The organism is Vibrio sp. (genome assembly GCF_047973365.1).
Taxonomy (GTDB): Bacteria; Pseudomonadota; Gammaproteobacteria; order Enterobacterales; family Vibrionaceae; genus Vibrio.
Genome location: NZ_JBKEBW010000016.1, coordinates 24,108 through 47,246, shown reverse-complemented (window position 1 = coordinate 47,246; position 23,139 = coordinate 24,108). Strand labels below are relative to the sequence as shown.

The 23,139-nt window shown below is 44.1% G+C and carries 20 protein-coding genes; 17 read left to right on the top strand and 3 right to left on the bottom strand.

Annotated elements, in window-relative coordinates; translation table 11 throughout:
* The 12 genes from ACK5MF_RS02685 to secF form a co-directional block, all read left to right on the top strand.
* Positions 1 to 330: dihydrodipicolinate synthase family protein (locus tag ACK5MF_RS02685; RefSeq protein ID WP_416919123.1), on the top strand; the 330-nt coding region annotated here is incomplete at its 5' end.
* 37 nt (positions 331 to 367) lie between these two features.
* Positions 368 to 1,366: a TAXI family TRAP transporter solute-binding subunit gene (locus ACK5MF_RS02680; RefSeq protein ID WP_416919121.1), complete on the top strand. Its 999-nt coding sequence runs from the start codon at positions 368 to 370 to the stop codon at positions 1,364 to 1,366.
* 110 nt (positions 1,367 to 1,476) lie between these two features.
* On the top strand, positions 1,477 to 3,360 hold the full coding sequence (locus ACK5MF_RS02675) for a TRAP transporter permease (RefSeq protein WP_416919119.1): 1,884 nt from the start codon (positions 1,477 to 1,479) through the stop codon (positions 3,358 to 3,360).
* A 78-nt stretch (positions 3,361 to 3,438) separates the two neighbouring features.
* Positions 3,439 to 4,590, top strand: a complete 1,152-nt coding sequence (locus tag ACK5MF_RS02670; RefSeq protein ID WP_416919117.1) for a sialidase family protein — start codon at positions 3,439 to 3,441, stop codon at positions 4,588 to 4,590.
* A gap of 62 nt (positions 4,591 to 4,652) precedes the next feature.
* A complete protein-coding gene (locus ACK5MF_RS02665) occupies positions 4,653 to 5,129 on the top strand; it encodes a YhcH/YjgK/YiaL family protein (RefSeq protein WP_416919115.1) in 477 nt (158 codons plus the stop codon).
* Complete coding sequence (locus tag ACK5MF_RS02660; protein WP_416919113.1) at positions 5,126 to 5,803, top strand: SDR family NAD(P)-dependent oxidoreductase; 678 nt, start codon at positions 5,126 to 5,128, stop codon at positions 5,801 to 5,803. The genes ACK5MF_RS02665 and ACK5MF_RS02660 overlap by 4 nt, the downstream gene beginning before the upstream one ends.
* Before the next feature lie 549 nt (positions 5,804 to 6,352).
* Positions 6,353 to 7,726: an L-cystine transporter gene (locus ACK5MF_RS02655; protein WP_416919111.1), complete on the top strand. Its 1,374-nt coding sequence runs from the start codon at positions 6,353 to 6,355 to the stop codon at positions 7,724 to 7,726.
* A 164-nt stretch (positions 7,727 to 7,890) separates the two neighbouring features.
* Positions 7,891 to 8,235 (top strand): YajD family HNH nuclease, encoded by a 345-nt coding sequence (locus ACK5MF_RS02650; RefSeq protein WP_416919109.1) that lies wholly within the window; start codon positions 7,891 to 7,893, stop codon positions 8,233 to 8,235.
* 392 nt (positions 8,236 to 8,627) lie between these two features.
* Positions 8,628 to 9,596: a calcium/sodium antiporter gene (locus tag ACK5MF_RS02645; protein WP_416919107.1), complete on the top strand. Its 969-nt coding sequence runs from the start codon at positions 8,628 to 8,630 to the stop codon at positions 9,594 to 9,596.
* Positions 9,597 to 9,641: 45 nt separating this feature from the next.
* Positions 9,642 to 10,127, top strand: a complete 486-nt coding sequence (locus tag ACK5MF_RS02640; RefSeq protein WP_416919105.1) for a hypothetical protein — start codon at positions 9,642 to 9,644, stop codon at positions 10,125 to 10,127.
* 130 nt (positions 10,128 to 10,257) lie between these two features.
* Positions 10,258 to 12,093 (top strand): protein translocase subunit SecD, encoded by a 1,836-nt coding sequence (gene secD / locus ACK5MF_RS02635; protein WP_416919103.1) that lies wholly within the window; start codon positions 10,258 to 10,260, stop codon positions 12,091 to 12,093.
* A 1-nt stretch (position 12,094) separates the two neighbouring features.
* Entirely contained in the window at positions 12,095 to 12,985 is an 891-nt protein-coding gene (gene secF, locus ACK5MF_RS02630; RefSeq protein ID WP_416919101.1) for a protein translocase subunit SecF, read from the top strand.
* Positions 12,986 to 13,084: 99 nt separating this feature from the next.
* Here the strand turns inward: secF and ACK5MF_RS02625 are convergent, their stop codons facing one another.
* The 3 genes from ACK5MF_RS02625 to ACK5MF_RS02615 all read right to left on the bottom strand — a co-directional run bounded on the left by ACK5MF_RS02625 (position 13,085) and on the right by ACK5MF_RS02615 (position 17,374).
* Positions 13,085 to 14,974 (bottom strand): methyl-accepting chemotaxis protein, encoded by a 1,890-nt coding sequence (locus tag ACK5MF_RS02625; RefSeq protein ID WP_416919099.1) that lies wholly within the window; start codon positions 14,972 to 14,974, stop codon positions 13,085 to 13,087.
* A gap of 395 nt (positions 14,975 to 15,369) precedes the next feature.
* Positions 15,370 to 17,067, bottom strand: coding sequence for an FAD-dependent oxidoreductase (locus tag ACK5MF_RS02620; RefSeq protein WP_416919097.1), 1,698 nt, complete (start codon positions 17,065 to 17,067; stop codon positions 15,370 to 15,372).
* A gap of 121 nt (positions 17,068 to 17,188) precedes the next feature.
* The gene (locus ACK5MF_RS02615; RefSeq protein WP_416919095.1) at positions 17,189 to 17,374 is read right to left on the bottom strand and encodes a DUF2892 domain-containing protein; all 186 of its coding nucleotides are present in this window, start codon (positions 17,372 to 17,374) and stop codon (positions 17,189 to 17,191) included.
* A 171-nt stretch (positions 17,375 to 17,545) separates the two neighbouring features.
* Here ACK5MF_RS02615 and ACK5MF_RS02610 point away from each other — a divergent pair, with 171 nt between their 5' ends.
* The 5 genes from ACK5MF_RS02610 (at position 17,546) to ACK5MF_RS02590 (ending at position 23,099) form a co-directional block, all read left to right on the top strand.
* Complete coding sequence (locus tag ACK5MF_RS02610) at positions 17,546 to 17,848, top strand: metalloregulator ArsR/SmtB family transcription factor (RefSeq protein WP_416919093.1); 303 nt, start codon at positions 17,546 to 17,548, stop codon at positions 17,846 to 17,848.
* A gap of 38 nt (positions 17,849 to 17,886) precedes the next feature.
* Entirely contained in the window at positions 17,887 to 18,306 is a 420-nt protein-coding gene (locus ACK5MF_RS02605; RefSeq protein WP_416919091.1) for a YeeE/YedE family protein, read from the top strand.
* Between the two features lie 57 nt (positions 18,307 to 18,363).
* The gene (locus tag ACK5MF_RS02600; protein ID WP_416919089.1) at positions 18,364 to 18,822 is read left to right on the top strand and encodes a DUF6691 family protein; all 459 of its coding nucleotides are present in this window, start codon (positions 18,364 to 18,366) and stop codon (positions 18,820 to 18,822) included.
* A gap of 81 nt (positions 18,823 to 18,903) precedes the next feature.
* Positions 18,904 to 19,908, top strand: a complete 1,005-nt coding sequence (locus ACK5MF_RS02595) for an efflux RND transporter periplasmic adaptor subunit (RefSeq protein WP_416919087.1) — start codon at positions 18,904 to 18,906, stop codon at positions 19,906 to 19,908.
* Between the two features lie 2 nt (positions 19,909 to 19,910).
* The gene (locus ACK5MF_RS02590; RefSeq protein WP_416919085.1) at positions 19,911 to 23,099 is read left to right on the top strand and encodes an efflux RND transporter permease subunit; all 3,189 of its coding nucleotides are present in this window, start codon (positions 19,911 to 19,913) and stop codon (positions 23,097 to 23,099) included.
* Positions 23,100 to 23,139 lie beyond the last annotated feature (40 nt).

Sequence of the window (23,139 nt, the reverse complement as noted above, 5' to 3'; positions counted from 1 at the left end):
GAAAATTTCGATGTTTTAACGGGACCTGATTCTTTAATTCTTACCGGTTATCAACTGGGCTGCGTTGGATGTATTTCTGGAATTGCCAACATAGTACCTGATTTGGTTAACCAAGTTTACCGCGGCTTTAAACAGGATGAGCAGGGTTTGGCTAACGAGGCTCAAGAAAGAATTAACTACTTAAGATCAACGCTATATCCAATCGCTTTTGCTCCTGCGGTTGTGAAGAAAATGATGAATTTACTGGGTGAGAAGGTCGGTGAAAGCCGTTATCCAGTTCATTTTACGGAGGAAGAAACCGAAAAAATGTTATCGATTTATAACGGATAAATAGCGTTAGTATTATTAATAATAAGGATACCCTACAATGTTAAATAAACACTTTAAATCTGCTTTTAAAACCGCTGTATTGTGTTCCACATTAGTCGCTGGTGTTGCTCATGCGGCATCTACGGCAAGCATCATTTCACAACCACCAGGCAACGGTTGGTATACATACGGTACAACATTTTCTCAACTGATCCCTAAAGCGACTAACGACGAATACAAAATTAAACTTATTCCTCGTGGGGGCGGTATGACAAACCCTGTGGTAGTTAACGAAGGTAAAGCAGATTTTGGTTTTGCTACGTCAAATGCAGCTGTTTGGGCTCGTGATGGTCTAACGGATATTTATCAAGGTCGTACTAACAAAGAACTGCGTATGGTTCTAGATGATGTTCAGCAAGCGTATACCATTACAGTGGCTCGTAAAGGTTGGGTTGAGCAGACTGGTAACGATACTTGGGAAAAAATCATCAACGCAGATAAAGTCATTATCGCGATGAAGCCTACTGGCTCTCAAGTGCCAATTATTGCTGACTACATTTTTGAATCTCTTGGTACTGATTTCGAAACCCTTAAAGCGCAAGGTAAGATCGTTCAAATGGGTAGTGGCCAAGCTAGCCAAATGATGCGTGATAACGCTATTGATGTGTACATTGATAACGTTCCTGCTATGCATCCAAACTTAACAGAAATGACGTTAACAAGTGATGTTACTTATATCCCTTACTCTAAAAAGACTCTGGAAGATCTAGCTAAAGTGGGTTTACCAACTGGAACAATGCCAGCGGGTACGTACGATGATCAAATTGAAGATTACGTAAACCCGGTCAGTGCGACTGTATTCCTGACTAACTCAAAAGTGAGTGATGATGTTGTGTACAACGTAACTAAATCTCTGGTTGAGAATCAGGCAGAAATCAAGAAAACGCACTCTCCACTTAAATTTTGGCATCCAGAAGAAATTGGTTCTCATGACCAGCTAGTAGAACTTCACCCAGGTGCTGCAAAGTACTACCGTGAACAAGGCTGGATTAAATAAGCTTTTGTCATAACAAAGTCTAAGAGATGTGTGCATTCATTCCTCTCGCATACATCTCTTCCCTAGACCTTATAGGTAGAACCCGTTGGTTCGGTAAGTAGGATATCGCTATGAAATATCGTCATTTTATGAACACTATTACGGCAGTGATTAGCATTGCTTACCTAGTGTTTTTACTTAGACAGTTCTTTTTTCCGGTTTCACCGTTGACTGCTGCAAGTATCCACGTGTACATGGCAACAGCCCTTGTTTTATGTTTCCAACCTTTAGAGTTTAAGAATCAATCTCTCCTTTATTTGGGGAGAGCTCTTAACCTTGTATTTGTCGGACTAACGCTGTCCGTTGTGTATCACTATTATACAGCGATTCCACGACTAGAAACCCGTCTTGAAATGATAGATGACGTTTTATTCTCGGATAAATATGCGTTTATTGTTGGGTTGTTAATGTTGTTTGAGGCTGTAAGACGTTCGGTGGGCTTCTCACTATTAACTGTTGTTATTGTTTTTGTTATTTACGGCTTCTTTGGCCCATATTTCCCGGGATGGACCGCGTTTGATGGCTTTACACTTGATACCATGACTGAGCTCATCAGTATGCAAGCTGATGGTCTGTTTGGTATTACGGCAAGTACTGCGATTAACTTTGTATTTTTCTTTGTGATGTTTGGTTGTGTGTTCACCATGACTGGTGGCGGTAGTGTTTTCATTGACTTAGCGATGAAAGCAACGGCTTCTTTGACTGGTGGTGCGGCGAAAATGTCACTATTAGGTTCTGCTTTGTTCGGGATGGTTAGTGGTTCTGCTGTTGCAAACACTACGTCAACAGGCGTACTGACTATTCCTATTATGAAACGTTCTGGCTATACCAAAGAACAGGCTGCTGCGACGGAAGCTATCGCGTCTACTGGTGGGCAGTTAATGCCCCCAATCATGGGTATTGCCGCTTTTGTAATGGCTGATATGCTAGGGATCCCATATGCAGATATCGCTGCAGCAGGTATTATTCCAGCCGCTGCATTCTACTTTGCTCTGTTTGTTATTATCGATTTACGAGCTCGTAAAACAGGCATTGGTAATATTACAAAAGAAGATCTGCAGTTTGACCCAATTCTACCTCGAGTTCACCTGATAATTTCTCCTGTATTCTTGGTTATTGCGTTAATCTCTGGATATTCAGCGCCTTATGCAGCATTCGTTGGTACAGTTGTAGCGTTCGTTGCTCCATTACTACGTAAGAACACGCGTTACAGCTATAAAGTGATTTATCCGATGGTTATGGATATCGCTAAACAGATGTCTTGGGTGTCAGTCCCGCTAGCATCGGTCGGTATCATCATGGTACTGGCGACTCAATCTAACTTAGCATTTAAGTTTGTTGAGATCTTGAGTGCTGTTGGTCAGGACAATCTGTATCTATCATTGGTCATGGTTATCCTTGGTTGTGTCATCATGGGTATGGGACTTCCAACAGTTGCGGCTTACATCATCGGCTCAATCATCTTTGCTCCGGCATTAATTGATATGGGCGTAAATGTTCTAGCTGCGAACATGTTTATCATGTACTACTGCGTACTATCCATGGTGACTCCGCCTGTAGCGTTGTGTGCATATGCGGCATCGGCGATAGGTCATGCAGACTCATCTAAAACAGGGTTCATTGCGTTCTCTTATGCATTGGTTATCTTCCTTGTTCCATTCAGCTTTATTACAGATCCGGTTGTTCTATGGCAAGGTAGCTGGCATCTAATTTTGATCGCTTTTGCCGGTATGCTAATGGCGACGTTCTGCTGGGCTGTGTTCTTACAAGGTTGGCTGAAGAAAAATCTGAATATCGTAGAAAGGCTGCTATTCCTAGTCGCAAGCTTAGGTATTGTGCTGGATAACTCAGCGACACCATTATGGTTCTTCTTTATTGCAGTAGCCGCTGGTTTGATTGTTTGGTGTTGGAAATCATCGCCGAGTAAAAAAATCCCTGACGCGACACTAGTGTAAACCTACCAACTGATTAGCCCTAAGCAGAGGGCTAAATTTACTAAATATATAAAACATCCAAACAATGGAGTAGATTCAATGAATCAAGAAGTCATTACAGTTGTACGCGATGGCAAGTTGACTGAGACCGATGGTCAAATTTCTACCGCAATGTTACCTTCTGACTACCCACAAAACCATGCGTCGAATTTATTAGTACTACCGAACGGTGACGTTTTGTGTACATGGTTTGCCGGCACGCAGGAAGGTGTCGCTGATATTTCAATCTTATGCTCACGACTACGTAAAGGTACAGACGTTTGGGAACCAGCCGTAAAACTGTCAAATGATCCTGAGCGCTCAGAACAGAACCCTGTACTATTTTTAGACCCTGACAATACTCTTTGGCTGCTTTGGACTGCTCAAGTTTCAGGTAATCAAGATACGGCGATTGTACGTTACAGAAAATCAGACGATTTTGGTGAAACTTGGCAGGACATTGATGTTTTGATTGATAAGCCTGGCACATTTATCCGCCAACCTATTGTGGTTCTTGATAATGGCAACTGGCTACTACCGATTTTCAACTGCACAGTGAAATCTGGCGAAAAATGGGTTGGAAACTACGATACGAGTAGCGTGAAGATTTCTGAAGACAAAGGAAAAACCTGGCGAGATGTTGATGTTCCTGAAAGTCTCGGTTGTGTTCACATGTCTATTGCACCACTCAAAAATGGTTCTTTAATTGCGGTTTATCGTAGCCGCTGGGCGGACAATATCTATCAAAGTTATTCCCATGACAACGGCGAAACATGGACTGAACCTAAAGCGACAGCCCTACCTAATAACAACTCATCCATTCAGGTTACCGCGTTGAATAATGGTGATTTAGCTATGGTCTTTAATAATATGAGCTCTGCTGGTGCAACTGATCGTCGTAGCTCTCTTTATGATGAAATTGAAAATGACAGCGGCGCAGTAGAACCAGAGATCATCGATGGCAAAAGTGCATTTTGGGGCGCACCACGAGCACCAATGTCACTGGCAGTATCGAAAGATAACGGCGAGAGCTGGACTATCGTTGCGAACCTTGATGAAGGTGATGGTTTCTGCATGACGAACAATTCACAAGAGAAACTGAATAGAGAATTCTCTTATCCGACGATTACTCAATCGGAAGATGGTGTTGTCCATGTTGCTTATACCTATTTCCGTCAGGCAATTAAATACGTTCGTATTAACCATCTGTAATTAATTAAAATATGTGTAGCCTGCTAACTCATGGGGCTACATTCTCTCTGAGGGATACCGTCATGATATGTGGAAGTTTATTTTCTTTACAAACAGCGGGATTACCCGCTCCATTCAAAAAAATCCTCTTTTCTCCTCAATGTACATTTGAAGCTTTAACGAGAGCTGATGACCAGAAATTGCAACTCGCTGGTGAAGACTGGTTCTGCAATATTGGTCCGTCAATGACTCAGGAAGCTGAGTTGCGTCATACAGAGTTCCACAAATTGTACGCTGACATTCAGGTTGTATTGGATGGTGAAGAGATTATCAATTATGGTGTACTCAATTGTATGGATGAGCAAGCCATTGAGAAAAAGCCAGATTTACTAATCTTAAGTCACCCTAACCTTACACACTCATTGCACCTTAAACCGGGAGATTTTGCCATTTTCTTACCGGGAGAGCCTCATCAGGCTTTATGCATGGTTTCTGAACCAAAATCAGTGCGTAAAGCGGTGTTTAAAGTTCCTTTGAGTATGTTTGAGGAACTATTATGAGCCGTCATGCTTTAGTCACCGGTGTAAGTTCAGGGATTGGGCAAGCGATAGCCGAAACGCTCTTATCGAAGGGGTGGAAGGTTACTGGGTTAAGCAGAACCAAAGTGGAGCATTTGAATCCTTATTTTGTTAGCCACTCCGTTGACTTGTTTGACACGAATAGTTTAGTGAACTGTTTGGAGCAATTGCCTCAAATTGATGCTGTAATTCATGCTGCAGGTAAAATGGTGGCGGCTCCATTAGGGGATCTTAATATAGATGAGAGTCGAACTATATGGCACCTCCATGTAGGAGTGGCCGAAATATTGGCTAATCACTTTGCAGATAAACTTGGTGATGGGGGACGAATTGTTGTGATTGGCAGCCGAACATCTAAAGGTGTTGCTGGTCGTTCGCAATATGTAGCAACTAAATCTGCTCTATTTGGCATGGTTCGTAGTTGGGCAGCAGAGCTAGCTCCAAAGGGCGTTACCGCTAATATTATCGCTCCTGGCGCGACTGAAACGCCGATGTTGTTAAACCCCAACAGACAATCCTCGCCACCAAAATTGCCGCCTATTGGAAGATACATTTCGCCTTATGAAGTTGCAGAGTATGTTAACTTCATTCTTTCTCCACACGCAGCAGCGATTACAGGGCAAGAGTTAGTTATATGTGGAGGAGCATCACTATAAAGTGATGCTCTGATTTGCCTTAATTAGTGATTTTTAAACTACAAGCCTACGCTCGTTTCAGCTTAATTAGCTTCAGTGCATTTCGGCGCTGTCACGTCATCTTGGATAGTTTGGGTAGAAATTTGAACATTGCGGTAAGTCAAAGACAGTAGGGCTCCACCCCAGTGCTTCGAGTTAAGCCAAAGCGTAAAGTCAGACCATAACGGAGTGAAGTAGGTCAAATAGAATGGGAATAGAGACGACAAAGGCATCATTCACAATGAGTTGGTTCCAATAATGTATTGCTAATCATTTTTAATACAGATTGGGAGGACTTTACTTCGTTTTGTGATGTTGCTGTTTGAATGAAGACTCCTGTTTGCTTCTCCCTAGGCTGAAATGTGCTCAGTTGATGGTCCGAATCTACTGCTAGGAACTAAAGATTAAGAACAATTCTTCATATCCAAGAACAAATGCGCATTGGATCAAGTTAGGATAAACAACTACTTTAGGCTTCTTTGTCAGAATAATATCTGAAATCCCCATTTTCCATTGTTTGAGGAATGTCGTATGTCAGTCGCGGTTATCGCTGCGTTAGCAGTATTCGCTGGTATTCTCTTTCTGTTGTTCAAGCAACAGCAGAAGCAAAACACACTTTCACGCTTAGTCCTTATCGGTCTAGTTGCAGGTAGCTTGTTTGGCCTTGGTCTACAACTTATTTTTGGTGAAGGTAGCCCAGTTATTAGTCAGACTCTTGATTGGGTCAAAGTGGTTGGTAGCGGCTATGTTGGCTTGCTGAAAATGGTCATCATGCCTTTGGTGCTCGTTTCAATGATTTCTGCGGTTGTTAAACTGGAGAAGGGCGGTTCTTTAGGTAAAATTTCAGGCTTAACTATTGGTGTGCTTCTTTTCACTACCGCGATCTCTGCGATTATCGGTATTGGCGCTGCTCACATATTTGGTTTGAGTGCCGAAGGTTTGACCGAAGGCGCGCGCGAAACGGCACGTATTGCAGCATTAGAAAGTCGTTCTGCTAGCGTAAGCGATTTGACTATCCCTCAAATGCTCATCAGTTTTATTCCAACAAACCCGTTCGCTGATTTAACCGGCGCTCGTTCAACATCGATCATCGCAGTGGTTATCTTCGGTGTTCTGACGGGTATTGCTGCTCGTAAAGTGATGATTGAGAAAGAAGAATCGGCTTCTTCAATACGTAGCTTTGTGGAAAACGCCCAATTTATCGTTATGCGCCTGGTGAAAATGATCATGGCTCTAACTCCATACGGTGTTGCTGCTCTGATGGCGAAAGTCGTTGCGACTTCTAGTGCGTCAGACATCCTGAATCTATTGAGCTTTATTGTAGCTTCGTATGTGGCTATCGCTCTGATGTTTGTTGTGCACGGTGTGTTGGTTTCTTTTGTCGGCGTGAGTCCAAAAGAATATTTCACCAAAATTTTGCCAGTGTTGGCCTTTGCTTTTACTTCACGTAGTTCTGCAGCAACGATTCCGTTAAATGTAGAGACGCAAATTGATAAATTACGCGTACCACCAGCGATTGCAAACCTATCTGCGTCATTCGGTGCAACAATCGGTCAGAACGGTTGTGCTGGTATCTATCCTGCTATGTTAGCTGTGATGGTTGCGCCTAGCGTTGGTATTGACCCACTAAGCATTCATTTCATTGTTTCGTTGGTTGCGATGATTACGATTAGCTCATTCGGTATTGCCGGTGTGGGTGGTGGCGCGACATTTGCGGCATTGATTGTTTTACCAGCTATGGGTTTACCTGTAACAATTGTTGCGTTACTTATCTCGATTGAACCACTAATCGATATGGCACGCACGGCACTAAACGTTTCTGGTGCAATGACGGCGGGAACGATTACCAGCCGAATTTTGGGTAAAACTGTCTCTGAAGAAGAGCTGCAAACTCAGAAAGCGTAAGCAAATTAGTGCTATGAATCCGATAAAGGCAGGTGTTTGAAACCTGCCTTTATTTTTTGATTCAAGCCAAACCATAAACTACGACTGAGGCTTAATCTCGGTCACTTTTTCCTCGAGGTGATTCTGCTAGCATCTACATTTTATCAACACTTAGGAATAGCAATATGTCATCGGATTATTACGGAACCAGTGCCAGTTATGCACGTAAAGAGGCCGACTATCGAGAGAGAGCGTTGAAACTTTTTCCTTGGGTTTGCGGTAGGTGTGCTCGAGAGTTTGTCTATTCAAATTTACGCGAGTTAACGGTTCATCATAAAGATCACGATCATACGAATAATCCGTCCGATGGTAGTAACTGGGAGCTATTGTGCCTTTATTGTCATGATCATGAGCATAGCAAATATTTAGAGCATGAACGCTACGGTAGCGAAGTTAAGCCGGGCGAAGATGAACACAAAGGGGCGACCTACAACCCATTTGCTGACTTAGCCAACATGATGAAAAAGTAGTGTTTTCAAACTCACGCAGAAACACTGTTTTCTTGCATTAATAATCATTTGTTAAATTAATGTTTGAAGCGTGTCGCATTCATCGGGTACAATGCACATCAGTTTAAGGGAGTAGCCTTCTTCTAACTTAGAAGAGTGAATGTCAACAGTCTCCAAGCTTTGCGCTTGTGGTATTCACGTCCGGTTTGGTTCTGGCAAGACTTAAGCAATATGAAGGTTCGGGTCGGGTCTTTATTATTGCTTAATTGTTCGCCGACTCGATTTGTGAAAGGGTATTTTCTTACGATGCAAGCTATTTTCTTCTATCTGCGATCAACCATTTTCTTGGTTGAGCCATTGCCTGTTTTCAACTTATCTAAGCGTAAAATCGATTCACTTTCAGGAGCAAGACTATGTTGCTAGCTATGCTTGCTATTGTTGTCGGTTTTGCATTATTGGTTTGGAGTGCAGACAAATTCGTTGAAGGCGCTGCTGCGAGTGTCAATCATGCCGGTATGCCACCTTTATTGGTTGGTATGCTGGTGGTTGGATTTGGCACCTCGGCTCCGGAAATGGTGGTATCTATGATGGCCGCGATGGATGGAAACTCACCGTTGGCGCTAGGCAATGCTCTGGGTTCCAACATAGTCAACATCACTTTGATTCTGGGCTTGACCGCCATTATTGCGCCCATCGCTGTCCACTCGAATATTATTCGTAAAGAGTTACCGATTCTTTTGATCATCACTCTTGTGGTTGGATGGATGCTCTGGAACCATGACATTAGCACATTGGAAGCTTGGCTACTATTGGGTGGGTTCCTGTTCTTAATTTGTTGGTCAATCTGGCAGGCGATCAAGGGTAAAAACGATTCGTTAGACAAAGAGTTTAGTGAAGAAATTTCTCAGCAACATATGCCATTAAAGCGTGCGGTTTTCTGGTTGGTTATTGGACTTATTTTACTGATTGCCAGTTCCCGAATTTTGGTTTGGGGAGCGGTTGAGATAGCGACACAATTAGGTGTGAGTGATTTGCTCATCGGTCTGACTATCGTTGCGTTAGGCACATCTCTTCCTGAGCTAGCGGCATCTATAGTGGCTGCACGAAAAGGTGAGCATGACATTGCCGTAGGGAACGTTGTTGGCTCAAACATGTTTAACTCTTTAGCAGTGATTGGTATTGCGGGAGCGATTGAACCTATCAGTAACACTGGCGCAGAAGTGTTTTGGCGCGATTGGACATCGATGTTGATAGCAACCATCATTTTGTTGTTTACCGCATTGTTTTGGGGAAAAACCAAAAGTATTACTCGTGCTGAAGGGGGGATACTTCTGCTGTGTTATGTCGCTTACAACGCCTATCTTATTTATGGCGCACTATGAACCGACGGTATTGAAAAAAAGATATTCACCCCAATGATATTAAGTATGAAAACGAGCTTACTCTCACTCATGCGAAAGCTGGCGATATTGCTATTTGTCGGTTTGTTAGTGTCTGTTTATTCTGGTGTTGTAGAGAATACAACCTGGAAGGCGTTCGCTCACATTCATGCAGAGAGTGACAGTAAGACGCAACAAGTCGAACAGCTCGATTTTCATACTTCTATCTCCACAACGACTATTCCCGCAACGAATAGCAATCAAGTTCAGCTCGATAGGTCATTGAATGATGGCTTATGGTATGCACCGACGGTCAATCAGCGTTGCATCAGTATGTCAGGATTTTCGTTCGAAGATGACTACCCCGAATACCTGCTAGCAACAGAAATCCTACTGCCAGATGTGCCTGAACTGTGTCATGGATATGCCGTTGCATTACCAGATTCCCCTTGGACGCTATTCCATCCCGGGCGAGGTCGCCTAAATGGTTGGAAAGAGTCCAACTTGCAATACCGCTTCATCCATCATATCTGACTTTTTTGTCTCAACACTTTTAAGCAAACAACACTGTATCGGGTATTCCTAGAATCACTTCATGCGTAGGTGACGCTCGGCTACCTGCTGTTCGGCTAATGCCGTAAGCTCAACGAGACAAAGAGCAAATATGTCAATCAATTCTATTTTTAATACGTCTACTAAGCGACGTACCTCAGCGCTGCCCAATCGCAACGCCAAATGGAAATACTTAGTATTAATCACTACTCTCATCATCATGGCGCTGAGTGCACTTCCTACTTGGTATGGTGAAGATGCGGCGATTCAAATACCGGTGTCTGCAGGTTTAAAGCTTGACGCTGAGGCGATTAATCGTGTGCTCGTTCAAGAAAATGTACCAGTAAAAAAAATCAACTCGAATCAGCAAGCCACTCAGGTGGTTTTGGCTGACGCAAATCTGCAAGCTAAGGCAAAAGATATCCTCGCCAAGCATGCGTTACAGCCTGAAAAGCTGACTCTTTCATTAAGCCCTTCCGCTCCAGATTGGTTGCTCAATCTCGGGTTTGCGCCAATAAAGCTTGGATTGGATTTACGTGGTGGCGTTCAGTTTTTGTTAGATGTTGATACGACTCCTGTGTATAGACTGCAAGCCGAAGCGGCCGCCAACTCTCTACGAGATTTTGCTCGAACACAAGGGATCAGAGGGCTACAACTCAGCTCTATCAACGAAGAACAGTTGCAACTTACTGTACCTACTGAGGCAAGATCGGCGCTGAGAACGTTTGTTGCCAGTCAATTGCCGCAATGGCAGATGGTTCGTGATGGGCAAAAGTTAAAACTTCAGCTTGATGCAAAAGAAAAAAGCGACTTGCAAACCAGAACTGTGCAGCAAAACCTACAGATTATGAGGAGCCGTATTGAAGAGTTAGGGGTGACAGAAGCGTTAGTTCAACGAGAAGGTGAAAATCGCATTCGCATTGAGTTACCGGGAGTACAAGATCCTGCGGTGGCGAAAGAAGTAATTGGCTCTACGGCAACGCTCGCTTTTTATGAAGTGCTTCCAACTCGTGGTGCCAATACGCAGTTCATCAACAATGCGCAAGGGGAGCGTGTCGTCGTGGGCAAAATGCCCGTTTTGACCGGAACGCATATTCTCGATGCGAGATCCGGTGCCGGAGAGCTAGGGCAAGCCGAAGTGAATATCACCTTAGATAGTGAGGGTGGAAAACAGATGACGACGTTTTCCAAAACTCATATCGGTAAGCCGATGGCAACGGTATTCAGTGAATATGGTCGTACGCCTAACGGCACGCTGACTCAGAAAAATGAAGTGATTAGCGTCGCGACCATTCAATCTGTGCTGTCTGAGCGATTTAGGATCACTGGTGTAGGTACACATCAACAGGCTCAGCAATTGGCTTTGTTGCTCCGTGCCGGATCGATGACGGCACCGGTGACGATTGTTGAGGAACGTACTATTGGTCCAAGTTTAGGTGCTGAAAACATTGAAAATGGATTTGCAGCGTTGGCGCTTGGCTTGGCGAGCACATTGTTGTTTATGGCACTTTGGTATCGTCGTTTAGGTTGGATCGCGAACATCGCTTTGCTCGCCAATATGGTTCTGTTGTTTGGTTTAATTGCATTGATACCAGGTGCGGTTTTAACTTTACCCGGTATTGCAGGGTTAGTACTCACTGTCGGTATGGCGGTTGATACTAATGTCCTTATTTTTGAACGAATACGCGACAAACTCAAAGAGGGAAGAAGTTTCGCCAATGCGATTGAACGCGGGTTCGATAGTGCGGTTTCCACCATATTTGATGCGAACATCACCACTATGATCACTGCGGTGGTGCTTTATGCCATTGGTAATGGTCCGATTAAAGGATTCGCTTTGACGCTTGGTCTCGGTTTGTTAACCAGCATGTTCACCGGCATTTTTGCCTCTCGTGTCCTTGTTAATCTTGTTTATGGACGTAATTCATCGCGTGATGTGAGGGTTTAATATGAAAATCAAATTCACCAGTTTTTGGCGTTACACCTGCAGTGCTATTTCAATTTTTCTTATGGTGGTATCGATAGGTGCCATCGGCTTTAAAGGTCTGAATTGGGGCCAAGACTTCACCGGTGGAATCGTCAGTGAAATACGGCTTGATAAGCGTATTGAAGAGCCAGTTCTGCGAGCCACGCTTAAACAAAATTATGGCAGTGAAGTTTCCTTGATTGCGACAGGTGAGCCTCAGCGTTGGGTGCTGCGTTATCCTGTTACGACGAAAGAGAATGTGAATTTATCTGAACTATCGGCACAGTTAGACACCAGTGTTGAGACACTCAACACCAGTATTGTTGGACCACAAGTTGGTCAAGAGCTGGCAGAGCAAGGTGGCCTCGCGGTGCTTATCGCTATCCTATGCATTCTTGGCTATTTGTCGTTTCGTTTTGAATGGCGCTTAGCCAGTGGGGCGCTGTTTGCTCTCGTTCACGATGTTGTGTTTGTGGTTGCCTTTTTTTCACTGACGCAAATGGAGTTCAACCTAACGATACTTGCTGCTGTTTTGGCAATACTGGGGTATTCGTTGAATGACTCGATTATTATCGCTGACCGAATCCGTGAGCTGTTAATTAGAAAACCAGATGTTCCTTTAGCTGAGATCAACAATATGGCCGTCATGGCGACGTTTTCTCGTACTATGGTGACATCCGGCACCACGTTGATGACAGTTGTTGCTCTGTGGATTATGGGCGGAGAACCGCTGCAAGGATTTTCGATAGCGATGTTTATCGGTGTTCTGACCGGAACATTTTCTTCGATTGCAGTGGGAACATCATTGCCAGAATGGTTGGGATTAACAAGTAAGCACTATCAAGCACCGCCTGTAGTTAAAGATTATAGATAAAGACCATAAGGTGAATACATAAGGTAAAAGTAAAAATAGGGCAGCGATAAAAGCTGCCCTAACATAATCTCGCTTACCACATGGTGTGACTTGATTTATCTAGATTTTGAATCGACCAATTTGTTTTTCCAATTGAACTACTAAGTCCCTCAATACATGGGCTTCATTTTCTCCAGAAATTGCGTCTTGAGCCAATCCATTGCTCAGTTCGCGTACCGATTCCGTATTGGAGTTGATTTCTGAAGTGACTAATGATTGCTCTTCAGCTGCAGAGGCAATTTGTGTCGCCATATCGCTAATCATGCTGATCGCTTGGCTAATTCTCTGCAATTGATCTCCCATGTGTTGTACATCATCCACACTGGTGGTCACTAATGAGTGGCTGTGAGTCATTGCGGATACTGCTTCTCCTGTGACTTTTTGCAGACCTTCTATTTTTGACTGTATCTCTTCGGTGGATTGATGTGTTCTTTGCGACAGTACTCGTACTTCATCCGCGACGACGGCAAAGCCGCGGCCATGTTCTCCAGCTCGAGCGGCTTCTATCGCAGCGTTTAGAGCAAGTAAGTTGGTCTGTTCAGCAATGGAACGAATAGTGGACAAAATAGTTGAGATTTCATGAGTATGATTTTCCAGTTCACCAATGATTTTTGCGGAGCTATTCAGTTCGGCAGCTAACTGATTAATAGAACCAATGCTTTTTTGCATCTGCTCATAGCCTTGTTGCCCTAGTGTTACGGATTCATTGGCACTTTTAGCTGTACTTTCCGCGTTGTTTGCTATTTCCGCCGTTGCTGCTGCCATCTCCGTGACTGCTGTTGCCACCATGGTAATTTCGTCTTGTTGCATTCCTACACGAGAACTGCGGGATGACGCTGATTTCGCAGAGTGATCGGCATTTTGGTTAATCGATAGTGTGATATCACGAACATTCACCATAATCGTATGTAAACTGCCAACGAATTTGTTGAACTTCTCTGCCAGTATTCCCACTTCATCGTTGCTGCTCACTTCCAATCGCTGAGTGAGATCGCCGTTACCTTCGGCAATGTCAGTTAGCGCGATGGTAATATCTGATAGCCCTTTGAGCTGTTTTGCGACAACGGTAGAAGCGATTAAACCAAGTACGATTAGGATCACGGCTGCAATTAACAATTGTTGCAATAACGTCGCTTGAATCGGTTCTTCTAAAGTTTCTTTATCGAGAACCATTACCAGCATCCAGTTGGTATGAGCAATGGATTCACTGACGATGATTTTCGCTCGATCTTGTAATTGAATTTCAAATTGTGAGCTATTGTCTGAGGAATTTTTCAGCGCATTCCACGTAAGGCCTGGATGGACATCAGTGATGGGCTTTAACACTAGATTCGAATCGTTGTGAGCAACAATGTTACCTTTAGCATTAACTAAAAATGCATAGCCATTGCCAGGAACCGCAATGGATAATACGTCTTTAGCCAGTTTATCTAATGCCAGATTTGAGCTCACGACACCGATGATTTTGCCATTGACCATAACAGGAGATGCCAAAGTCACCACCAGAGCTTTCATGGTGACACTGACGTACGGATCCGTGGTCGCGGCTTTCTTTTCCTGCATTGCCAGCATGTACCAATCTCTGACGCGCGGATCATAACCAGAGGTATTTAATGCAGGGTCTTGCCTAAACATTTCGCCTTGCTCGTTACCATAATAACTTAGACCAAATCCTCCAGAGGTCATCAGTTGTCTAAGGTGCGGAATTAATTCTATCTCTGGATTAGCTGCAATTTCGTTTTTCATCCCTTCAATAGCTAATTGTTTGTCATGAAACCAATCGCTAATGCCAGCGCTATAAGCTTTCAGCGTATTATGACTTTCGCTATAAATGTTTTTCCAACTTTCTTCTTTATTGGATTGATAACTCACGATAACTAATGCTATTGCGGTAACGGCGATAGCAATTAGCGTAGACAACAAGACCTTTGTTTTTAGCGTCAAACTCATAGGTTCATTCCTTACATTGCTTAGTCTAAATAATCATTTTTATTAATGATTTAATACTCTATACCAATTATATGAATGATATGTGGAGATTGCTTGTTATTGGTGAAATTTTTGCTCTTATCCACTCAACGAAACCTTATCTGAATATGCACTTTTATTGACATGCTATTTGAGATGGTTTTCTGATATACGTCAGAGAAAAAACTTGAACTAGATTTTATTGGTCATATTGATCTGACGGAAATAAGTGAAGAAGCTCTTTAGTCTCAGGAAGAGTGGGATATACCTGTAAATCGCCAAAAATGCACAGTGTAGTGCAAATTCACGTCATCTTATGCAAAAAAGACCAACACTTCAGTGCTGGCCTTTAGCTAGTTAATAGCAGTTGTATTCTATTACGCTTTAGCAAACAAATAAGTGCGGTAGCCACCAAGTAGGTTACGTGCTTTGTAGCCGTTATTAGCTAATTGGCGGTATGCTACGTGACCGCGCAGACCTACCTGACAGTAGATGATGATCTCTTTGTCTTTTGGTAGCTCATCCATACGCTGACGTAACTGATCAACTGGGATGTTAATTGCACCTGACAAGAAGCCATTTTCTAATTCTGCCGGGTTACGTACGTCGAGTAAGACTTGGTCATCAGTCAAGGTATCCAGTTCATCGAAGTGAATCGCTTTGTCATCACCTTTGATAAGGTTATTAGCAACAAACGCCGCTTGGTTAATCACGTCTTTCGCGCTGCCGTATGGTGGCGCGTAAGTTAGCTCTAAATGCTCAAGTTGATCGACAGTCATACCTGCACGTTGAGCGACTGCCATCACGTCGATACGCTTGTCGATACCATCTTTACCAACCGCTTGCGCACCGAAGATTTTTCCTGACTTAGGATCGAACAGCATTTTGAACGACACCACTTCAGCTCCTGGGTAGTAGCTTGCGTGGCTGGCTGTGTGTACGTACACTTTTTGGTACTCAACGCCTTCACGTTTTAGCTGCTTCTCGTTCTTACCCGTTGACGCCACTGCCAGATCGAAGATCTTACAAATTGCGGTGCCTTGGGTACCACGGTAAGTTTCTTTGCGGCCTAACATGTTATCGGCAGCCATACGACCTTGACGGTTTGCAGGGCCAGCAAGAGGCACCAGTGTTTGTTTGCCCGTTACGAAGTCTTTCTCTTCGATAGCATCACCTACTGCATAGATGGATGGATCGCTGGTTTGTAGGTGTTCGTTAGTGTAGATACCACCTAATGCACCAATTTGTAAGCCAGCTTCTGAAGCGAGTTTAGTTTCAGGACGCACACCAATTGCCATGATTAGAATATCAGTGGTAAGCGTGTCGCCATTGCTTAGCGTTAGTTCAAGTTCGCCATTCACATGTTGGTGCTCTGCCTGACCAGAGTCCATGCTCGCTAGTGAAGTTGTTGGTTTGAATTCAACCGCTTTCAATGCCGTGCTTAAACGCAAATCGATACCTTTAGCGCGAATTTCTGCATGAGCAAAACCCGCCATTTCACGGTCTACTGGCGTCATTACTTGGTCAGCCATCTCCAAAAGAGTGGTTTTAATGCCAAGCTGGTGGAAGGCTTCCATCATTTCCAAACCGATGAAACCACCACCGACCACCGTCGCGTGGTCAACTTGGTTGGTATTAATGGTTTGGATAATTTTATCCATATCTGGAATATTGCGCAGTGAATGCGTCAATGGGTTATCTAAACCAGGGATCGGTGGAACGACTGGGCCTGCACCAGGGCTTAGAAGTAGAAAATCATAGCTTTCTGTGTATTCACTTTGGTCTAACAGATTACGAACCGTGATGGTTTTTTCTGCGCGGTTAATGCGCAGTACTTCATTCATCACGCGTACGTCTACATTTAAACGTGCGAGGAAACTTTCCGGCGTTTGTAGTAGAAGATTACCGCGCTCTTTGATGTCTCCACCGATGTGATATGGCAACCCACAGTTGGCAAACGAAACGAACTCTCCGCGTTCGAACATAATAATTTGTGCATCTTCACTTAAACGACGAGCACGAGCCGCTGCGGAAGCTCCTCCTGCCACGCCACCAATGATCACTATCTTAGTCATAGTTTACTCCAAGTCTGTATTCCTATAGTCATATACTCAAGTAACCTCAATCTGCTGTGTTGAGGTTACTTTGGTATACGCCCGATAACTTTATGTTGAACGATTACTTCATGTTGAACGATTACTGTAAACCTAGTTTTCTCAGAAAATAAACCGCTGGACATATCCCTGTGAAAGCACTCTGAATCAGGTTTGCACCAACAAACACCGTCAACCAAACAAAGTTAGGGTGGACGAATGCAGTCAAAATTACCGAGATCAGTATCATACTGCCTGCTAATACTCTTACGCCGTTTTCAATAGTCATTTTTTTACCCTCCATTGGATTAACGCACTCACTATAGAACCATAAATTAGATAAGTCTAATGTTAATTTATCTAATTTTAATTTATCTAATGTTGTAAATGCTAAATAAGCGTTGACTAATATTTATTTATTAGTAGAATCTAATTTATCGATTTAAATGAGGGTTAGACGATGGAAGCTGTCAACATTACTACAATGAAGAAAAATGCAGCGGAAGTCTCTGAACTGCTTAGAATTATGGCTCACCCTGAGCGATTGATGGTTTTATGCCAACTGACCAAAGGTGAAGTTGGTGTGGGTATGTTGCAACAAGGCTCTGCACTGAGCCAGTCTGCTTTTTCTCAACACTTAACCGTGTTACGTAAGCATGGTTTGATTAAGGCTCGTAAAGAGTCGCAACAAGTGTTTTATTCGCTCGCAGACAACCGTGTAACTCAACTGATTCAAAGCCTGCAAACGACGTTTTGTGGGTAATATTTTTCAATTTAAAACTTTAATTCATAGAGGTAGTTATGGCGTTTTCCATTCCATGGGAATCTTTGGCCGGAGGCATTTTATTAGGTATTTCTGCAACATTGATGTTGCTGATGAACGGAAAAGTAGCAGGTATCAGTGGTATTTTAACGGGCTTGATGACACCCAAAACGAAGGACTTTGCATGGCGATTACTGTTCACCGTGGGGATGATTTCAGGTGGTGTACTGGCTGTGTTGATGCTCGGTGGTGAAGCGCCTGATCAGTTCGAAACAAGTAGTGTGATGCTCGCAATTGCGGGTCTATTAGTTGGTGTTGGTACCCGTTTAGGTAATGGTTGTACTAGCGGACATGGCATCTGTGGCATTGGGCGTTTATCTAAACGTTCTATTGTCGCTACCTGCGTATTTATGACAGTCGCAGCAGTGACGGTATTTGTCCGTTTCCATGTCCTTTAATTTTAGCTTTTATAGTTAAAACATAAACTTAAGTTTTAAACTAATAGGTACATTCAAATGAATAATATGTTGTTTCGATTAACGTCTCTGTTGGCGGGCGTGTTGTTTGGTATCGGTATGATCATTTCTGGTATGGCAAACCCGGCAAAAGTATTGGGTTTTCTAGATGTAGCCGGAAACTGGAACCCAAGTTTGATGTTCGTCATGGGCGGTGCACTGATGGTGTTTATGCCTGCTTACTTCTTACTGATTAAACCAAAACAAAAGCCTGTTAATGCTGAAGAATTCTGTTTGTCAACAAACAAAACAGTAGATAAGCGTTTACTAGGCGGTGCAGCGATTTTCGGTTTAGGTTGGGGTATTGCAGGTATCTGCCCGGGACCTGTCGTTTCAAGCCTTGCTTTGGGTAACTCAGGCGCTTGGATTTTCTTCGCTTGTATGATGGTTGGCCTTGGCGCAACAAACTTATTGATCTGTATTAAGAGCAGTAAACAAGCTCAATCACAAACGGCTTAGCCACACTATGCTATTTGTTGAATATATAATCCGTAGTTGGATAGAATATTAGCGACATCTAAGCACTAAGGAGAGTAACTGATGAGATGGTTAACTTTGAGTATTGCTGCGGCGCTAGCCTTTTCAGGTCACGTCAGGGCAGAACAGAGCAGTGAACGTTACATCGTAAAAAGTGAGTCGCTCTCGCAAGTGGTGCAACTTGATGGCGTTGTTCAACCTATTAATCAAGGTACTGTTGCGTCACAAACCTCTGGTCGAATTGTCGGCTTGAATGTTGATGTGAACGACTACGTGAAAAAAGGAACTGTGCTGTTGGAAATCACTGCCGTTCAGCAATCTGCTTCTTTAGATGCCGCTCAGGCGCAACTGGCAAGTGCCATCGCCCAAGACAGAGAAGCACAAGCCCAAGTGAAGCGCTATCGTCAACTTTTCCCTAAAGGTGCGATTTCACAAGATGTGATGGATTCGGCAGAAGCAAAAGCTCGCAGCGCCTCCGCAGCCGTGAAATCCGCCCAAGCTTCAGTTGCTCAAGCCAAAGAATCCCTCGGATATACCAGTGTGACAGCGCCTTATGATGGTGTGGTTACGCAAAGACATGTTGAATTGGGCGAGACGGTTGCGCCGGGAACCCCGCTTGTCAGTGGCTTCTCGATTGACAAACTTCGTGTTGAGACTGAAATACCTCAACGCTACCAATCCGCAGTGTCTGACGTTGCTCAATTTGAAGTCGTTTCACCGCAAGGTGAACGCATTCTCCCAACTCAATACAGTCTGTTTAGCTACGCGGATCCTCAATCGCATACTTTCAAAATTCGGCTTAATCTGCCTGAACAAATCACTTCTTTTGTACCGGGTATGTGGGTGAAAACCGAGTTCCACTATGGTGACAGAAACACCATCCTCATTCCGAACCGTTCGGTTGTGCGTAGAGCTGAACTTAGCTCTGTATTTCGAATTCAAGGTGAAAGCCGCGTGCTTAACCCCGTCCGTTTAGGGCAAACCTATGGTGACTACACCGAAGTGTTGTCTGGCCTTGAAGAAGGCGACGTCATCTCGACCACCGCTCTTAATGCAGAAGGTAAGTAATTATGGACAAACGACTCGGCATCTCGGGTCGCATTGCCGCGGCCTTCCAAAACTCTGCTATGACACCTTTGCTCGCGTTAGTGGGGCTATTAATAGGGCTTTTTGCAGTTATCGTGACGCCAAAAGAAGAAGAGCCGCAAATTGATGTGACATTTGCAGATGTCTATATCCCATTCCCCGGCGCTTCTCCTGCTGAAGTGGAAAGCTTGGTGACTACACCAGCAGAACAAGTGATCTCTGAAATTCAGGGCATAGATAAGATTTACTCTTTCTCCCAACCAGATGGAGCAATGATTGTTGCTATTTTTGATGTGGGTGTGACGCGTAATGACGCTGTGGTTCGCATCTATAATAAGCTCTATTCCAATAAGGATTGGATGCCTCAAGGCGTTGGCGTTGGTGAACCAATTATCAAACCCAAAGGGATCGAAGACGTACCCATTGTAACTATCACTTTGGCTGACAGAACGGGCGAGTTTGACCAGCAGCAATTAACTCAGGTTGCTCACGGTTTGGAAACAGAGCTAAAACGTATTAATGGTACACGCGACATTTACACTGTGGGTGGTCATAACACCATCGTCGATGTGCGTCTTGATCCGGTGAAAATGAACAGCTTTGGCATCACCCTTGATCAACTGAACCAACATTTGCCATCGGCTAACTCCAGTTCCACTATGCTGTCGCTGACTCATGACAACCAACAATTCCCGGTGCAAGTGGGACAATTCCTCACTCGCGTAGAAGAAGTCAAGCAACTGGTTGTCGGCTTACACAACAATACGCCCGTTTATCTGGAAGATATCGCGAGCGTGAAGTTTGCTGTCAACACACCAACGCAAAATGTTTGGATCAGCGATAAGCAAAATATCTATCCAGCGGTGACTTTAGTCATTGCCAAAAAAGGTGGCGAGAACGCGGTGAACGTGGCGAACGCAATCGAATCACGTTTGGCCGAGCTAGAGAACCAGCTTATTCCTCAAGGTATCAACGTTGAAATCACTCGTGACTACGGTAAAACTGCCGCAGACAAAAGTAACACGCTGATCGGTAAGCTTGCATTTGCAACTACGGCGGTGGTTATCTTAGTGGTGTTAACCATGGGTTGGCGAGAAGCAGCAGTCGTAGGGTTGGCCATTGTCGTCACTCTGATGATTACACTATTTGCATCTTGGACATGGGGATTTACTCTCAACCGGGTATCGTTATTTGCTCTGATTTTCTCAATCGGTATTCTGGTCGATGACGCAATAGTGGTGGTGGAAAACATTCATCGGCACATGGCGATGGGCAAGCAAAAACTGAGTGAACTAATTCCTCCGGCAGTTGATGAAGTCGGTGGACCAACCATTCTGGCGACATTAACGGTTATTGCTGCACTGTTACCTATGGCATTTGTCTCTGGTTTGATGGGGCCATATATGAGCCCAATTCCGATCAATGCATCTATGGGGATGCTGATTTCATTAGCGGTGGCATTTATTGTCTCACCATGGCTAGCAGGGCATTTCTTAAAACCCGCAGCGCATGGTCACCAAGAGAGTGGTGCAACCCATTCGGTGTTCCACCGTATCATGGCTCCATTTGTGACGGCGAAAAACCAAAGTCGCAATCGCTTTATGTTGCTTTTGGCTATCCTCGCGTTAATTGCTGGCTCAGTGCTATTGCCGGTATTCCAGGCGGTTGTGTTAAAGATGCTGCCTTTTGATAACAAGTCTGAGTTTCAAGTGGTGCTCGATATGCCAGAAGGTACGTCTTTGGAGAGAACTCAGCGCGTGTTGTTTGAAATGGGGGCAGAGCTGAATAAAGTGCCAGAGATGGAAAGTTACCAAATCTACGCGGGCACAGCTGCGCCGATTAACTTTAACGGTTTGGTACGCCATTACTTTATGCGCAATCAAGCCAATCAGGGCGACATTCAGGTCAACCTTGCCGGACGTAAAGAGCGTGATCGAGATAGCCATGAAATCGCCAGCTCCATTCGCCCTATATTAAAAGCTGTCGCGGATAAATTTGGCGGTAAGGTCAAAGTGGTTGAAGTACCACCGGGTCCTCCGGTTTGGTCGCCCATTCTGGCGGAAGTCTATGGTCCAACGCCTGAAATTCGTAATGCAGCCGCAAGACAAGTAAGAGAAGTCTTCCTTACTACTCAAGATATTGTCGATGTGGACATGTACCTGCCAGAGCTGCACCAGAAATGGCAAGTGGTGATCGACAGAAGCAAAGCATCACACTACCAAGTGCCATATGCTTCAATTGTTGATGCCTTAGCAACGTCGATTGGCGGAAAACCTGTGACTTATTTGCACAGTGAACACAGTAAATATCCGATCCCAGTCCAGATTCAGGCGAGTGAAACGGCGAAAGTGCGTTTAGAACAAGTGCTGAATATGAAAGTGGGCAGCATGTCAGGTAATGCGTATCCGCTGTCTGATTTGGTGACGATTCGTCAAACGCCAATGGAAAATTACATTGTGCATAAAAACCTTGTCCCTATGGTGATGGTAGTGGCTGACATGGCGGGTAGTGTCGATAGTCCATTGTACGGTATGTTCAATGTGGGTAGTGAGCTAGACAAAGCCATGGCGGTTGATCAGTACTACATTAATCAGCCGGACGGGCTAAATGGCATCTCTATTCTGTGGGATGGTGAGTGGACAATCACTTATGAAACCTTCCGTGATATGGGAATAGCTTATGCCGTTGGTATGATTCTGATTTACCTGCTGGTTGTGGCTCAGTTTAAGTCTTACTTAGTGCCGCTCATTATCATGGCACCAATTCCGCTCACCATTATTGGTGTCATGCCGGGTCATGCGCTGTTCGGCGCGCAATTTACCGCAACTTCAATGATTGGCATGATTGCACTGGCGGGCATTATCGTACGTAACTCGATTCTGCTGGTGGATTTTATCAATCAGCAAGTAGAAGAGGGCGTTGCATTTTCTGAAGCGGTTATTCAGTCGGCGGCAGTACGTGCGAAGCCAATCATGTTGACAGCACTGGCTGCGATGATTGGGGCGGTATTCATCTTAGATGACCCAATCTTTAACGGCTTAGCTATTAGTTTGATTTTCGGGATATTTGTTTCAACCATTCTGACGCTATTGGTTATCCCTGTCCTATACTATGATGAGAAAACGTTTCGAAAAAAATCCTGTTTGATGTTTGAGTATAGGAGGGGTTGCTAGTCAATAAGCTTGTGTTAATGCCTCACCGTGTAAGCCAATA

What these genes read in the sequence shown, in the direction of transcription:
- ACK5MF_RS02680 (WP_416919121.1), top strand. Translation starts at nt 368, where the DNA reads ATGTTAAATAAACACTTTAAATCTGCTTTTAAAACCGCTGTATTGTGT.
- ACK5MF_RS02675 (WP_416919119.1), top strand. Translation starts at nt 1,477, where the DNA reads ATGAAATATCGTCATTTTATGAACACTATTACGGCAGTGATTAGCATT.
- ACK5MF_RS02670 (WP_416919117.1), top strand. Translation starts at nt 3,439, where the DNA reads ATGAATCAAGAAGTCATTACAGTTGTACGCGATGGCAAGTTGACTGAG.
- ACK5MF_RS02665 (WP_416919115.1), top strand. Translation starts at nt 4,653, where the DNA reads ATGATATGTGGAAGTTTATTTTCTTTACAAACAGCGGGATTACCCGCT.
- ACK5MF_RS02660 (WP_416919113.1), top strand. Translation starts at nt 5,126, where the DNA reads ATGAGCCGTCATGCTTTAGTCACCGGTGTAAGTTCAGGGATTGGGCAA.
- ACK5MF_RS02655 (WP_416919111.1), top strand. Translation starts at nt 6,353, where the DNA reads ATGTCAGTCGCGGTTATCGCTGCGTTAGCAGTATTCGCTGGTATTCTC.
- ACK5MF_RS02650 (WP_416919109.1), top strand. Translation starts at nt 7,891, where the DNA reads ATGTCATCGGATTATTACGGAACCAGTGCCAGTTATGCACGTAAAGAG.
- ACK5MF_RS02645 (WP_416919107.1), top strand. Translation starts at nt 8,628, where the DNA reads ATGTTGCTAGCTATGCTTGCTATTGTTGTCGGTTTTGCATTATTGGTT.
- ACK5MF_RS02640 (WP_416919105.1), top strand. Translation starts at nt 9,642, where the DNA reads ATGAAAACGAGCTTACTCTCACTCATGCGAAAGCTGGCGATATTGCTA.
- secD (WP_416919103.1), top strand. Translation starts at nt 10,258, where the DNA reads ATGTCAATCAATTCTATTTTTAATACGTCTACTAAGCGACGTACCTCA.
- secF (WP_416919101.1), top strand. Translation starts at nt 12,095, where the DNA reads ATGAAAATCAAATTCACCAGTTTTTGGCGTTACACCTGCAGTGCTATT.
- ACK5MF_RS02625 (WP_416919099.1), bottom strand. Translation starts at nt 14,974, where the DNA reads ATGAGTTTGACGCTAAAAACAAAGGTCTTGTTGTCTACGCTAATTGCT.
- ACK5MF_RS02620 (WP_416919097.1), bottom strand. Translation starts at nt 17,067, where the DNA reads ATGACTAAGATAGTGATCATTGGTGGCGTGGCAGGAGGAGCTTCCGCA.
- ACK5MF_RS02615 (WP_416919095.1), bottom strand. Translation starts at nt 17,374, where the DNA reads ATGACTATTGAAAACGGCGTAAGAGTATTAGCAGGCAGTATGATACTG.
- ACK5MF_RS02610 (WP_416919093.1), top strand. Translation starts at nt 17,546, where the DNA reads ATGGAAGCTGTCAACATTACTACAATGAAGAAAAATGCAGCGGAAGTC.
- ACK5MF_RS02605 (WP_416919091.1), top strand. Translation starts at nt 17,887, where the DNA reads ATGGCGTTTTCCATTCCATGGGAATCTTTGGCCGGAGGCATTTTATTA.
- ACK5MF_RS02600 (WP_416919089.1), top strand. Translation starts at nt 18,364, where the DNA reads ATGAATAATATGTTGTTTCGATTAACGTCTCTGTTGGCGGGCGTGTTG.
- ACK5MF_RS02595 (WP_416919087.1), top strand. Translation starts at nt 18,904, where the DNA reads ATGAGATGGTTAACTTTGAGTATTGCTGCGGCGCTAGCCTTTTCAGGT.
- ACK5MF_RS02590 (WP_416919085.1), top strand. Translation starts at nt 19,911, where the DNA reads ATGGACAAACGACTCGGCATCTCGGGTCGCATTGCCGCGGCCTTCCAA.